Below are 12448 nucleotides of genomic sequence, written 5' to 3' on the forward strand. Positions count from 1 at the left end.
CATATATCGAAATAGAATGAGCACCAATATAGCCGTATGGATGATGATCCGTACGGCTAACGATGCTCTCTAAGTACTTCACGAAATGAGGCGGTTGCCTCGAGTCTGCGTGTATAGAACGGATACTAAAGAAAGCCGGGAGGCTGTAAGGAATGGTCATGTTAGGCCGATCCGGTCAAACAACGCCATCCATTCCGGGTCAACCGCAGCGTTCCGGCAAGCGGCGATTTTTGCCAAAATATCTGGGTCCGGATCATTCAACACCGTCATTTGGGACAGTTTGGACAATAAAGGGATGAACTGAAAATCCCCTTCGCGATGGGCAGGCTCACGAAAATACCGGTCGAGCGACGCCAAGTCAGGGATGCTGACACAATATGCATGCGTGAATCCCTCCTGAGGATCACCGAAATAGCGCCCAAGGGAATAAAACGCGACGGATTCCGCCGTGGCTGTACGCTCGATAATCGAAAGGACCCTCTGTATTTCCGCTTCATTGACGCCATCCTTGAATTGAAACCGCAAAATGCTTGTGATCATCTCCGTCCCTCCGAATATCGTCTAATTAGAACACCCCTGGATTTCCATTGATGCCTCAACGATATTGTATCAAGGTCACTTACCGAATGTAAGAAGTCAACTCACTTGGATATAGTCAACTATTATGGATCAGCTTACTTAATTAAAGTTAAAATAACTTGAAACGCGTATCTAAGAGGGAAACCTCTTGAAACAAGTAAAAGCCCCTTCCGGCTAATTGCCGAAAAGGGCTAAATTCTGTCTTTTGATACGGTACTTCGTCTCTCCACCGCAACCTGAAAAGTCACCGCTTGAGGCTCATACGCCAGCTGTCCGAGCGGCTGAGCTCCGTGGAGGTTCTCGAGGTATTCACGGCGCTGACCAAGAGGAAAATAGTTTGATCTTCGCCGGTGTTGTTGTTAAATAACACTTTGTTTGGCGTTAAATCCCCGGCACCGCCTCGGGCAACAAACTTTCCCGGAGACGGCTGGGCCTCGATTTTAATCGCAAAGGCTTCATTATTGAACAAAAAATTGAGGTTGTTTAACACCAATTTTCTTCCCTTTTTCACCCGGATGACGATTTGCTGCAGCAGCAGCGTCTTCCGCGGCCCTACTTTGACCGGCGTTTTTCCGCCTACAATCCCGCTAAGTTGAATCATGCTCTCACCTCTCTAACGAAATTCCTACAACATATTCATAGAGGGTGAGCTTGGACACGGCACTGCAGGTCATACCACCAAGGCAAAGGCAGTACATTTTCAATTCGAGCCGGACCCGGATTTCCGCAGCGCTTCCCGATTAATTCACAGCTTCTGAAACGTTGTCGTAATGCCGTCCCAAATGATAAGCTCGCGTCAGGAGGTTATCGAAAACTTCCGGCCTGGAATCCAGCGTATCGTATAGGATCTCAACCCGGCTGTTCGAGATTCCGCAGTAGTCGGCTATGCCGATGTTTAGAAGCTGAGAGAGCAATGTATCGTACTGCCTCTTCTCGAAGTGCTCTTTCGGGGCTCCCGCCAGACCAAGCCATAGCACTTGTTGATGATGCAGGTGACTTGCGCCATAAGCAAATCCGTTGTTCCATACCCGGTCGATATATCCTTTCAGCATTGCGGGCAGGCTGTACCACCATATCGGGAAAATAAAGGCGAGCGCGTCATGCCGTTTCATGCGTGCGATCTCCGCTTCCACCTCAGGCGAATAGACTTTGTGATCCGAAGACCAATCCGGCTCGTCGGCTTCCCACAACACGGGATTAAAGCCGCTGCGATGCAGATCCAGTACCTCGGTTTCGTGCCCGGAATCGGCAAGCCCCTGGATAAATCTCTCTGTCACGGAAAAGGTTAAGGAGTTCACCCGCGGATGCGATACAACCGTCAAAATTTTCATCGATGTCACCTTCCCTCTCTAAAATTTCATAAGAGTACGGTAAAATTATCAGGTATGCTGTGATAAATGGGAAGTACTTACTTTTTTGTGATATAGACACTTTAAAGTGATATACTCACCGGAAAGTAATCGTTCATCGGAATCGACAGGAGGGTGGTAATCCCATGGAAATGCAGACCACACGGACGTTTAACATCCCCGCAGAGGCGACGCTTCAGGTGATCGGCGGAAAATGGAAGCTGCTGATTTTATGCCATTTGAACTGTGGGGAAGGACCGCAAAGAACGAGCGAATTAAAAAAGGCAATTCCCGAGATTACGCAAAAGATGCTGATCCAGCAGCTCAAGGAGCTGGAGGAAGACGGCATCGTAACGAGGACGTCTTACAATCAGGTTCCGCCGAAAGTCGTCTACGAACTGAGCGAGCTGGGGAAGTCGCTGAAATTGATATTGGATCAATTGGATGAGTGGGGCGAGAAGTATATGAATCTGCGTGATTGGAGATGTTCCTGTTCGGAATGAGGAGAAGATTGCCCCAGATGACTCAGCGTCCCGGGCGGATCTAAAAAACGAGCGTTGGCCTATGAAGGCTCGCGCTCGTTTTTTAGTGAAACATCATCAGCATATTCGGTATCAGGCACTAATTGATTTTCACCAGCTGCCATTGCTGGTTCAGATCGCCCCGGTAGAGATTTTGCTGAAGCTTCGCTCCATCCGCTGAGGAGGCTCCGGCAACCTCGACGGCCTTGTTGCTGTTTACATTGAGGATGCTCCAGTACCCATTGCTCAGTTTGATCAGTCTGAACTGCTGTGCGGTATTCCCCAGATCCTGCATGAGTTGGACCGCTTCGCCGTTGTTCTTCGATCCGTTTCGGATATCCATGACTTTTTGGTCGGCCGAGCTGACGCTTCGCAGCCTGTACACGTTGTTGTAAGTCCCCAGATCATCAGCAACCCATTGCTGGGCTGTTGCATTGTTGTCTGACCACTGCTGAAGCTGCAGCCCGTTGGTATTCTGACCGCCCGGCACGTCAATCGCTTTACCCGATGCGCGGTTCACGATCTTATACGTCGAGCCGGACAGGACTCCGTTCCATATACCGTTCCAAGGGTTCAACTGCGCGCGTTCGTAATACCATTCGAAGAGGAAACGGGCCATGCCGTCCCGTGCGGTATTGCCGTCATATTTGAGGCCTGCGGTCGGATCGGCGAAAGAACTTCTTGTGCCGGGCTCCAGCAAAAATCCGTTCATATGCGCGGTCATGCTGACATTGCCGGCCGCTGTGAAAATAGCCTTCGTGTTTTTCCCGAAACCTTCATTGGACCCGTTGAACAGCTCCCAGTAGGAAGAATCCCCGGGCTGTGTCTTGAACCAGGTGGTCTCCGTAATGTTGATGGGATAATGATCGGCGCAGGGCTTAATATTCGTATCCCACTGCTGCTGCAGAGTCGCATAATCGTCATGGGCACCGTACCCTGGGTACCAGTGAACGGAATACCCGATATTGTTCAAGGGATCCGTCAGCGGACTGGATGCACAGAGCTGGTAGTATTGATCCCAGCCAAGCCCCGCGGCCCATATCACGTTGTCGGCACCTTTACTGCGTATCGTGGATATGAGGGAGTTCTGAAATTTTTTAAGGGAGTTCCAGTAGTCAGCGAAATTGGGTTGAGAGGGGTTTCCGCCCCATTGCCCGTTGACATCGGACAGGACCGGTTCATTGATCAGTTCGAACATCACGTTGTCCGCGCTCTTGATCGCCGGTTGGGAGGCAAGGTAACCCCAGATTTCGTTGAACTTGTTCAGATTGGATGGGGTGGTTGCCTGGTTGTTTGAAAGGGTAAAATCGAGACCCAGCGTGACATACAGGCCCTTGGTCTTGGCATAGGCGATATACGGAATGATGACGTCCTGCGTAACGCTCTGCAAACCGGCAAAATTATACGTCCCGGCGGCTACGTCGCCCATATCCTCCCGGTCGATAAACAGCCGGACCTGATTCATATACCAGCCGTGGCTGCTGCCGTACTTGGCAGAGGTACCGGTAAAGGTATCGGTGATATCCTTCAAATAGTCCAGAATTGCCGCATGCCGGTTCCCTCCGTTCCGGTCCAGATAGTAGCTGCTGGACTGGTATGTCCAATAGGAGCCCGAGGGCTGATGCCAACCGCTTAGCAGGACGGGCTGCCCGCTGCTGTTCACCAGCTGGTTGCCGCTCACATGGAGCTTGGACATGGGCATTCCGTTCCATGCATCCGCGCGGTGGCTGTTCATGAGCGTCGGGACTACGAGCAATAGGGCCAGTAGTAACTTGATGGTCCATCTCATTTTCTTCACATGATACATCTCCTTTTTTTGGTTTACGTAAAATCAATGACGGTATGAAATCACGGGGCATGATTCTATGAATGCGTTTTCAAAAAAGAGTGTATTCCAGAGGAAGAAAGAAGACAACCTGCCAAAATATGGGTAATTTTAGTGATTTATAGGGTAACGTATGACTGAAGCCAGCGCTAGTGAGAGGTGTACGGCAACATAAAAACAGCATGAACAAGCGCACTGCCTGAATGTCTGGCAGCCTCTCATCCATTGCTCATGAAAAAGGCCCTTGCCTACAAATACATCTCCCGGGTTTCTTCTCCAAAAAATCCGGTTACGTCCTGATAATCGGCGATATCGATCCGGTGCTGCCGCATGATCCTCTGAATGAAAATGGTGTCTGCAAAGAGCATGTTGACGATTTTTTCGCATACTAACGGGGTGTCCTTGAGATGGCCGACCAAATCATGAATGTCATCAAACTGAAAATAAAGGATATAACAGACATAGTTCTGAAGCAGCATGCGGAAGCCGTACTCTCGATACGGGTTGGTTCCGGCATCCAAGAGAGCGTCTCTCAACAAATCGAAAAATCTGGTTTGATGTTCCGAGTGAATCTGGAGCAGCTCATCCACGTCATTGATCAGCCGGAGTACGGTCTCAAACCCTTCCTCCGAAGGCATAAGCAGCCTGGATGATTTACCCTCAATCGATCTTAGCAGCTCCAGTGTGAGGTGTTTACCGGCCTGAATTTCGTGAGGAGTGATTAGCAATCGATCCTTATACTCATCGTGCTTGTCGCAGTAGTAATCGTGGTATAAGGAAAAATAGCGCTCTACGCGGAAACCCGTTTTCGTATGAACCAAATCCCGGCCGCGGAAAGAAAAGCCGTACAGGGTTTCCTCGTTAACCGGGTGGGCATAAAGGTAGAAAAAGAAGAAAAAGTCCCTCAGCTGCTCTTTCTGCACATCATTCAACCGGGCCGCATCTGTCAACTGTCCCATTTGAAAAAAGCAGTAATGTTTCATGAAATCATTCATTGCACGGTAAGGATGGGGCCTTGCAACGGACGTCGTCGAATTGATCGTATACAGGAGAAAATAAAGGATCTGCTCATCGTAGACATCGAGGTCCGGAAAGTAACCCGAGAGCAGCGGCTTCCAGTCAGGGTTAGCCGTGTACCGGGGATCTTTCGGCTGTAATGCGTCTGCCCATTCCACAAACGGCTCGTCATCATGACCGGCAAAAAATAATTCGGCGCTGCCATCCTCGAAAAGGCCGTATTCAAAGCCCCCCGTTTGCTCAAGCTCGAATTCTCTATTGAATTTGATGTTCAAATATTCGTTATATAGTGATTGAAGTGTCATTTGATTGTTCCTCGGTTCCTTAATCATTCTGCTTGCATTCGCGTGTTGACCGCTAACACGCTGCTTTAGAGGTTCGACGTGAAGCGGGTATAACCTTCTGCCAAACATCCTCAGCATGAACGTATTCGTTCCAAAAGGTCGGAGCCCGAAGGGTGGTCTACGATGTACCGCCAGCTTCCGTCAGTTTGGCGTCTTATCACTTCGGACGTATGTCCTTCCACCTGAGTCGGATGGCCGTTCCCATCCCGTGTATGAAGGATGAAATGGGCACGCAGCAAAGCGATATTTTCGAATGGGATGCAGTAAATGTTCCTGGACGTCATGCGGCCCTGCAGACGCAGCAAATCCTCGAGCGTTCCGCGGATTGTTTCAATTCCTTGGTCAAACCCGCCGGCCGGGTTCACCAAAATGCTGTTTGGTTCGTATAACGAAAGCAGCGCGTTGATATCACCGGAGTTGAAGGCCTCGGCAAAAGCAGCATTCATGTCCTCCGGCCGCAAGACCGGATTGAACTTCGCTGGTGGCTTCATAAGATCGCCTCTTTTCGTATAATGGAGATATACAGGTAGCTTATACGAACCTTCACCGGTATTGAAGTACGCAGAAATAGATGACTTAGTCATAAAAACCTGACCAGCAGGAGGAAAAAGATGCCCTATCAGGATGGAACATTTGGTTGTCCGGTAGATGTGGGACTGCAGCTGATCAACGGGAAATGGAAGCCGAAGATTATCTACGAGCTGCTTCAGCAAACGTGCCGTTTCGGCGAGCTCCACCGGCGAATTCCCGGCGTTTCCAGGCATGTGCTGACGACACAGCTGCGTGAGTTGGAAGAAGGCGGTATTGTACAGCGAAATGCATTTTTGACCGTGCCGCCAAAAGTTGAATATTCGCTGACGGAGTTCGGCCAACGTTTGGAGCCCATTTTGGAGCAGATCATGAAAGTGGGAGAGCACTATATTTCACAGCAAAAACAGGAGACGGCTGCTGATCCGCCAGGCTGAGTTGAGTCATGTCGATGTAAGCTATGAATACCACTAAGCAATATTCTTTTCTCTAAATATCCCGCGCAGCACCCCCTTTTTCTAGGGCGTGTGCCACAGCGGGATTTTTTATTTTAAACGAATGGGTTGACATTATGTATTACTTAATTATAATACAAGACATAACAATTAAAAGCGCTATCATTTTGGAGGTGAAGCGATGGATCTTGCAGGCATGAATATTACGTACAGGCATTTTCCTTTTGAACACTTTCTCGATTCCATGACGGAGCTCGGGGTGGATCGCATCGAGCTGTGGGCAGGTGAGCCGCATTTCTATGTGTATCGGGGCGGCCTCAGCCAAGTAAGGCGTATCCGTCAGGAACTTCGCTCCAGGCAGATGAAGGTGGTCTGCTATACGCCGGAACAGTGCGTGTACCCTTACAATCTGGCGGCGTCCGACCCGGATCTGCGGCAGAAGAGCGTAGATTACTTTATCGAAAATATGTACGCCGCTTTAGAATTGGACTGCAGCATGATGCTGGTCACCTCAGGGATCGGAGACTTCCATCTGTCTGAGGATCAGTCATGGACGTACGCAGCCGATTCGATCGGCAAGCTGGCCCGGGTGGCGGAGCAGGAAGGCGTGACGCTTGCTTTGGAGCCCTTGACCCGCTTCGAATCGAACTTGATGATGGACGTCAAGGGAATCCGGAGACTGCTGGATGAGATCAGGTCCCCGGCGCTTCAGGGAATGATCGACTCGGTAGCTATGCAGCTCGCCGGCGAAACGCCGGAGGATTATTTCTCCGTACTGCCGGACTTGTGTCATTTTCATCTGATCGACGGCGACGGAACTTCGGATGCGCATCTGGCTCTGGATGACGGGACTCAGGATTGGAGAGGGTATGTCACCGACCTTCAAAGCCGGGGCTACCAAGGGACCTGCACGCTGGAGATTATGGGACACCGTTATTATCAACACCCGCACGAGACGGTTAAGCAATCCATTCAAAAACTTAGGGAACTGGGCATCTGATCATTCGGATTGGGAGGAACTCACGATGAGTAATGGCACACTTACAAGAAAGCTGGGCTTCTGGTCAGCCTTGGCCTTAGCGGTGGGAACAACGATCGGCTCCGGGATCTTCGTCTCGACCGGGGACGTGGCGAGGGCTGCGGGTCTGCCTTCCATGTCCATCCTGGCCTGGATTATCGGCGGCGTTATTGCCATCCCGCAGGTCATGGTGCTGGCCGAGCTGTCTACTGCTTACCCGGAAAATGGAAGCGGTTACGTGTATCTGAACAAAGCGGGTTGGCGTCCGCTTGCCTTCCTGTACGGATGGGCGACGTTCTGGGCGCTCGATCCTCCGTCGATCTCGATCATGGCACTCGCGATCGTCACTTATCTGGCAAGCTTCTTCCCGTTCTTTAGCGGGATTGCGGGCAAGCTCCTGGGCATTGCCATTATTTTGTTCATTACCTCCATTCATTACCGCAGCGTAAAGGAGGGCGGCCGCTTTCAAGTCATCATCACCTTGCTCAAGATCATTCCGTTCCTTATCGTCATCGTGCTGGGATTGATGTATATGAACTATGATCACTTTTCGTATACTCCTGCGGCGGGAACGCACAGCGGCAGCTTGATCGGAGGAGTATCGGCCACAACCTGGGCGTATACGGGAATGGCGTCGATCTGCTTTATGGCAGGGGAAATCCGGAATCCGGGGAAGGTGCTGCCGAAGGCGCTCATCAGCTCGGTGCTGATCGTTCTTGGTCTTTACACGCTGCTGTCCGTTTGCATTACTGGCTTAATGCCGTTTGATAAGCTGATGGGCTCCAGCGCGGCCGTGTCCGATGCGGTCAGCTACATTCCGGGGTTCTCCGGCATCGCCTCGTCTTTCGTGGCGGTCACGGCCATAATCGTCATCCTCGGCGCGTTAAGCTCGTGCATCATGTTCCAGCCGCGTCTCGAGTATGCCATGGCCAAGGACGGGCTGTTCTTTCAGCGCTTTGCGAAGGTCCATCCCAAGTATGAAACGCCGAGCTTCTCGATTCTGGCCCAAGTTACGTATGCCTGCATTCTCGTCTTTTTCAGCGATTTAACCGCACTGCTGGGTTACTTTACACTGATTCAGCTGGTGATTAACATCCTGGACTTTGCTGCGATTTATAAGTGCCGGAAAAGAGAGGATTACAAGCCGATCTACCGCATGCCTTTCTGGAGAATCACAACGGTGCTGGCAATCCTGGGCGCAGCCTGGCTGGCGTGGGGGACCTTCACCTGGGCTCCGCTCGAGGGGATGATTGCGGCGCTGATTGTGATCGTCACCGGCCTGCCTGTCTATTACTATTGGGAAAAGAAATACGGACGCCTTCGAAACCAGGAAAGCAGCCCCCCAATGATGGCCCGGCCCGCAAAAAAAGAATTGTAAGTTTAGTAATATCTAGTTATAATACAAGACATAACAAATAGAGGGGCGGCAACCGCTCCAGCACAGGAGGGAACGCTACATGTTTAATTTTGACGAAGAGCTGTTTCTAAGATTGGTGGAAAAGGAAGGCCTCGCTTACCGAAGCCAGATTGAGGACATCGTCGACGGGATCTGCAGCAAAGGTTACAGCAACATCTTCATGATTGGCGCGGGCGGTACCATCGCGATGATGTATCCGTATGAATATATCCTGAAATCGAGCTCCAAGATCGACGTGCACGCCGAAATCGCCGCGGAATTTCTGGTGATGAACAACAGGCATTTCAGCAAGGATTCCGTGTGCATCTTCACCTCGGTATCCGGAACGACGAAGGAGACCATCGAAGCGATCGAGTACTGCAAAGAGCGGGGTGCAACGACCTTTGCCCTGGTGGCAGAGCCGGACACGCCGACCACGAAGCTGGTCGATCACTGCATTACGACCGGGTCGGAGAAGCACTCCTTCGATACGTTCTTCATGCTGCTGTACATGGTCGTATTCCGGTTCATGTATAACAATAACGAGTTCCCTCAGTATGAGCAATTCACCAAGGAAGTCGCCCTGCTGCCGCAAGCGATCCTGGATGCCGTCAAAGCGTTTGACAAGCGGGCCGAGGCCTTTGCCGTTGAGCATAAAGATACGAACTACCATATGATGGTCGGCTCAGGGAACCTGTGGGGCAACACCTATTCCTATGCCATGTGCGTGCTGGAAGAGATGCAGTGGATTCCCGCCAAGTCCATCCATGCGGCTGAGTTTTTCCACGGCACCCTGGAGCTTGTCGTAGAAGATACAAGCGTCATTCTGCTGAAGGGTGAGGATGAAACGAGACCCCTGGCGGACCGTGTAGAGCGATTTGCCGAGAAGTTCACCAAACGGCTGACGGTGATCGACACGAAGGATTTTGCGATGGAAGGGATCAGCGATGAGTTCCGGAAGCATTTTGCCGTGAGCATCAACTGGGCGTTGCTCAGCCGGATCAGCGTCTACCTGGAGCGCGAAAGAAACCATCCGCTGACTTTGAGACGATACTATCGCAAGATGGAATACTAATACGTACGGGGAGCGCTGCCTATTCCGGCAGAGCTCCTTCCTTAAACGGGAAGGTGAGACAAAATGCGAATCGTTACAGTCGGAGACAATTGTATGGATGTCTACCGATCCTCGGGGAAAGCCTGTCCCGGAGGAAATCCGGTAAACGTGGCCGTCTATTTGACCGAACTGGGTGCGGAGACAGCCTATATCGGCTGGGTGGGCAACGACCAGTATGGGAAGATTATGGTTCAGGCGATTCAGGGCAAGGGCGTAGATACATCCAGGGTCTCGGTCCAAGAGGGCAGCACGGCGGTGACCTACGTCGATATGGTAGGCAGCGAAAGAAAGCTGGGCGATTATGAAGAAGGCGTGATGGCTGATTTTGCCTTGAACTCCGAGGATCTGCGCTTTATGGAGTCATTCCAGCTGGTGCATTCCGCGATTTGGGGCCATGCCGACTCGTATTTTGCTTATTTTAAAGAAAAAGGACTGCTGACTTCCTTCGACTTTGCCGATAAGCTGGATCATGAGCTGGTGACGACACTGACGCCTTACGTGGACTATCCATTCTTGTCCTATACACAGGATGACGAACATATCCGCCGCCTCATGAGGGAGATCAAGGACCGGGGCTCCAAAATCGTCGTGGCCACGCTTGGAGAGAATGGATCCTTGGCCTACGATGGAGAACGGTTCTACAAGCACGGAATTACGGAGGTGGAGGTAGTCGATACGCTGGGAGCGGGTGATTCATTTATCGCCGGATTTATATACGGTATTCTGAAAGGGCTTCCGGTCGCAGCCTGCCTGGAGCAGGGCGCCGATAAAGCCGCAAAGACGATCAGCTACTTTGCTGCATGGTGACTGGACGTAGCCATCAATGTATAATAGAGAGATACAAATTTGATCATTGATGGATAAGGATGAATGTTCAATGAATTTGAATCCTTCAACCCCTCAGCCGCTGTACATGCAGATCAGGCAAATGTTGAAGAATGATATACAGCAGGGGCGCTACAAACCGGATGAGCAGATCCCGACAGAGGCCGAGCTTTGCGATATTTATAGCGTGAGCCGGATTACGATCCGCAAGGCGATCGAGGAGCTGGTCCGGGAAGGGGCGCTGACCCGGATTCCACGGCGGGGGACGTTCGTGGCCTCCAACAAATTTCATAATGAGCTGCTGTCTGTAAGCGGATTCTCCGAATTCAGCCATCAGCTTGGGATGATTCCGAATTCCCGGATTCTCCGAAGCGACGTGATCGAAGCGACCGAAGACGTGGCCAGACATCTTCGCATCGATGCAGGCAGCCCGGTGCTCGAGCTGGAGCGGCTCATGTACGTCAATGACCGTCCGCTGTTTTACGACATCGCGCATTATTCGTTGACCCGCTTTCCCGACCTCGAGAAGAAGATTACGACGAACGAATCGACGTATAAAATTCTGTCCGAGGATTACGGAACGGAAATCGTTAGCAACGATAAAGAGATCGATGTGATCGGCGCGACGAAGGAGTATGCCAAGCTGCTGGAATGCGACATCGGGGCGAATCTGTTCCGGATTTTGAAAGTGGCCTTTGACGCTAAGGATGAGCCGGTGCATCTCTCTACCTTTATGTGTGAGACCAACCGGGTCACGCTGACGGTTCACCGGGCGAAGCAGGGGCAGTAGACTTAGGGCTGAACGCTCATGCGGACAGGGACGGGCGGAGACTGCTCTGTGATCTGAAAATAAAAACGGACGCTGGTTCTCAACCGGCGTCCGTTTTTTTTATCCTAATCCAATTCCACAGTCCGATTCATATTGGTGCCTTCGTTGCTTTTACCCATCAGTCTGCGGAACAGGAACCTGGCCATTTTGAACTTGTTGCCGGCATCCCAGTACTCGGCCGCTTCGGCCTGCACCTTGATGAGCACAAGGTTCGGATCGTCATAGTTCGTTTCCAGCAGCTGCTCGTAAACGGGGTTCCACAATTCCTTCAGCTTTTCGGTGCTGTTGACCAGCTCGGCTTCACCGCGGATGGAGACGAAGGACTTGCCGGCATAGGCCACGTTGACCTGCCGGTTTTGCAGCAGTTCATGGAACTTCTCCGTGTCTTTCTTGGTCAGGAACCACAGGTCGCCGTCGAATTCGATGTCCTGGGTCTTCATGGGACGTGAAACCAGCCCTTCTTCCGAGACGGTCGTCAGCATGGCCGTGTCGATGCCCTTAATCAAATCGCGTACTTTCTCGATCGCTTCTTGGTTGTCCGGAGTTGGATTTGTCATTTTGTTCACCTTTTCCTAGTGTGTGTTTATATTAGTATTACACTTATTCATACTCAGCCAAACCAGGAGAATTGGGCTGATTCCACTCCTA

At 51.2% G+C, this 12448-nt stretch carries 14 protein-coding genes; 7 read left to right on the forward strand and 7 right to left on the reverse strand.

All coding sequences use genetic code 11. The annotated features are described in order from the left end of the window. Positions 1 to 156: 156 nt before the first annotated feature. The 3 genes from C7820_RS24415 to C7820_RS24425 form a co-directional block, all read right to left on the reverse strand. A complete protein-coding gene (locus C7820_RS24415; RefSeq protein ID WP_116233246.1) occupies positions 157 to 540 on the reverse strand; it encodes a Dabb family protein in 384 nt (127 codons plus the stop codon). Between the two features lie 283 nt (positions 541 to 823). Beyond that, positions 824 to 1180 carry a hypothetical protein gene (locus C7820_RS24420; RefSeq protein WP_116233247.1) on the reverse strand — a complete coding sequence of 119 codons (357 nt, stop codon included), beginning with the start codon at positions 1178 to 1180 and terminating at the stop codon, positions 824 to 826. A gap of 139 nt (positions 1181 to 1319) precedes the next feature. Further along, a complete protein-coding gene (locus C7820_RS24425; protein ID WP_116233248.1) occupies positions 1320 to 1910 on the reverse strand; it encodes an NAD(P)H oxidoreductase in 591 nt (196 codons plus the stop codon). A 164-nt stretch (positions 1911 to 2074) separates the two neighbouring features. Between C7820_RS24425 and C7820_RS24430 the strand changes: the two genes are divergently transcribed. Then, complete coding sequence (locus C7820_RS24430) at positions 2075 to 2431, forward strand: winged helix-turn-helix transcriptional regulator (protein WP_116233249.1); 357 nt, start codon at positions 2075 to 2077, stop codon at positions 2429 to 2431. Between the two features lie 118 nt (positions 2432 to 2549). Here C7820_RS24430 and C7820_RS24435 read toward each other — a convergent pair whose 3' ends face one another. From C7820_RS24435 to C7820_RS24445, 3 genes are all read right to left on the reverse strand, one after another. Further along, positions 2550 to 4256 carry an RICIN domain-containing protein gene (locus C7820_RS24435; protein ID WP_258875381.1) on the reverse strand — a complete coding sequence of 569 codons (1707 nt, stop codon included), beginning with the start codon at positions 4254 to 4256 and terminating at the stop codon, positions 2550 to 2552. A gap of 266 nt (positions 4257 to 4522) precedes the next feature. Further along, entirely contained in the window at positions 4523 to 5596 is a 1074-nt protein-coding gene (locus C7820_RS24440) for a hypothetical protein (RefSeq protein WP_116233251.1), read from the reverse strand. 110 nt (positions 5597 to 5706) lie between these two features. Further along, the gene (locus C7820_RS24445) at positions 5707 to 6126 is read right to left on the reverse strand and encodes a YybH family protein (protein ID WP_116233252.1); all 420 of its coding nucleotides are present in this window, start codon (positions 6124 to 6126) and stop codon (positions 5707 to 5709) included. A gap of 120 nt (positions 6127 to 6246) precedes the next feature. On the opposite strand from C7820_RS24445, the gene C7820_RS24450 reads away from it, so the two are divergent. From C7820_RS24450 to C7820_RS24475, 6 genes are all read left to right on the forward strand, one after another. After that, positions 6247 to 6600: a winged helix-turn-helix transcriptional regulator gene (locus C7820_RS24450; RefSeq protein WP_116233253.1), complete on the forward strand. Its 354-nt coding sequence runs from the start codon at positions 6247 to 6249 to the stop codon at positions 6598 to 6600. Between the two features lie 199 nt (positions 6601 to 6799). Next, positions 6800 to 7618, forward strand: a complete 819-nt coding sequence (locus C7820_RS24455) for a TIM barrel protein (protein WP_116233254.1) — start codon at positions 6800 to 6802, stop codon at positions 7616 to 7618. 25 nt (positions 7619 to 7643) lie between these two features. After that, on the forward strand, positions 7644 to 9014 hold the full coding sequence (locus C7820_RS24460; RefSeq protein ID WP_116233255.1) for an amino acid permease: 1371 nt from the start codon (positions 7644 to 7646) through the stop codon (positions 9012 to 9014). 79 nt (positions 9015 to 9093) lie between these two features. After that, positions 9094 to 10107, forward strand: coding sequence for an SIS domain-containing protein (locus C7820_RS24465; RefSeq protein WP_116233256.1), 1014 nt, complete (start codon positions 9094 to 9096; stop codon positions 10105 to 10107). A gap of 63 nt (positions 10108 to 10170) precedes the next feature. Then, entirely contained in the window at positions 10171 to 10953 is a 783-nt protein-coding gene (gene frlD / locus C7820_RS24470) for a fructoselysine 6-kinase (protein ID WP_116233257.1), read from the forward strand. Positions 10954 to 11023: 70 nt separating this feature from the next. Continuing rightward, positions 11024 to 11761 carry a GntR family transcriptional regulator gene (locus tag C7820_RS24475; protein WP_116233258.1) on the forward strand — a complete coding sequence of 246 codons (738 nt, stop codon included), beginning with the start codon at positions 11024 to 11026 and terminating at the stop codon, positions 11759 to 11761. 104 nt (positions 11762 to 11865) lie between these two features. Here C7820_RS24475 and C7820_RS24480 read toward each other — a convergent pair whose 3' ends face one another. Continuing rightward, positions 11866 to 12357 carry a pyridoxamine 5'-phosphate oxidase family protein gene (locus tag C7820_RS24480; protein WP_089549529.1) on the reverse strand — a complete coding sequence of 164 codons (492 nt, stop codon included), beginning with the start codon at positions 12355 to 12357 and terminating at the stop codon, positions 11866 to 11868. Positions 12358 to 12448: the final 91 nt, after the last annotated feature.

This window comes from Paenibacillus sp. VMFN-D1, assembly GCF_003386155.1.
In the GTDB taxonomy this organism is placed as follows: Bacteria; Bacillota; Bacilli; order Paenibacillales; family Paenibacillaceae; genus Paenibacillus_AQ; species Paenibacillus_AQ favisporus.

Excerpts from the sequence above, each read along its gene's own strand:
- C7820_RS24440 (WP_116233251.1), bottom strand. The coding sequence starts at position 5,596 with ATGACACTTCAATCACTATATAACGAATATTTGAACATCAAATTCAAT.
- C7820_RS24450 (WP_116233253.1), top strand. The coding sequence starts at position 6,247 with ATGCCCTATCAGGATGGAACATTTGGTTGTCCGGTAGATGTGGGACTG.
- C7820_RS24465 (WP_116233256.1), top strand. The coding sequence starts at position 9,094 with ATGTTTAATTTTGACGAAGAGCTGTTTCTAAGATTGGTGGAAAAGGAA.
- C7820_RS24460 (WP_116233255.1), top strand. The coding sequence starts at position 7,644 with ATGAGTAATGGCACACTTACAAGAAAGCTGGGCTTCTGGTCAGCCTTG.
- C7820_RS24430 (WP_116233249.1), top strand. The coding sequence starts at position 2,075 with ATGGAAATGCAGACCACACGGACGTTTAACATCCCCGCAGAGGCGACG.
- C7820_RS24480 (WP_089549529.1), bottom strand. The coding sequence starts at position 12,357 with ATGACAAATCCAACTCCGGACAACCAAGAAGCGATCGAGAAAGTACGC.
- C7820_RS24445 (WP_116233252.1), bottom strand. The coding sequence starts at position 6,126 with ATGAAGCCACCAGCGAAGTTCAATCCGGTCTTGCGGCCGGAGGACATG.
- C7820_RS24435 (WP_258875381.1), bottom strand. The coding sequence starts at position 4,256 with ATGTATCATGTGAAGAAAATGAGATGGACCATCAAGTTACTACTGGCC.
- C7820_RS24425 (WP_116233248.1), bottom strand. The coding sequence starts at position 1,910 with ATGAAAATTTTGACGGTTGTATCGCATCCGCGGGTGAACTCCTTAACC.
- C7820_RS24455 (WP_116233254.1), top strand. The coding sequence starts at position 6,800 with ATGGATCTTGCAGGCATGAATATTACGTACAGGCATTTTCCTTTTGAA.
- C7820_RS24415 (WP_116233246.1), bottom strand. The coding sequence starts at position 540 with ATGATCACAAGCATTTTGCGGTTTCAATTCAAGGATGGCGTCAATGAA.
- C7820_RS24420 (WP_116233247.1), bottom strand. The coding sequence starts at position 1,180 with ATGATTCAACTTAGCGGGATTGTAGGCGGAAAAACGCCGGTCAAAGTA.
- frlD (WP_116233257.1), top strand. The coding sequence starts at position 10,171 with ATGCGAATCGTTACAGTCGGAGACAATTGTATGGATGTCTACCGATCC.
- C7820_RS24475 (WP_116233258.1), top strand. The coding sequence starts at position 11,024 with ATGAATTTGAATCCTTCAACCCCTCAGCCGCTGTACATGCAGATCAGG.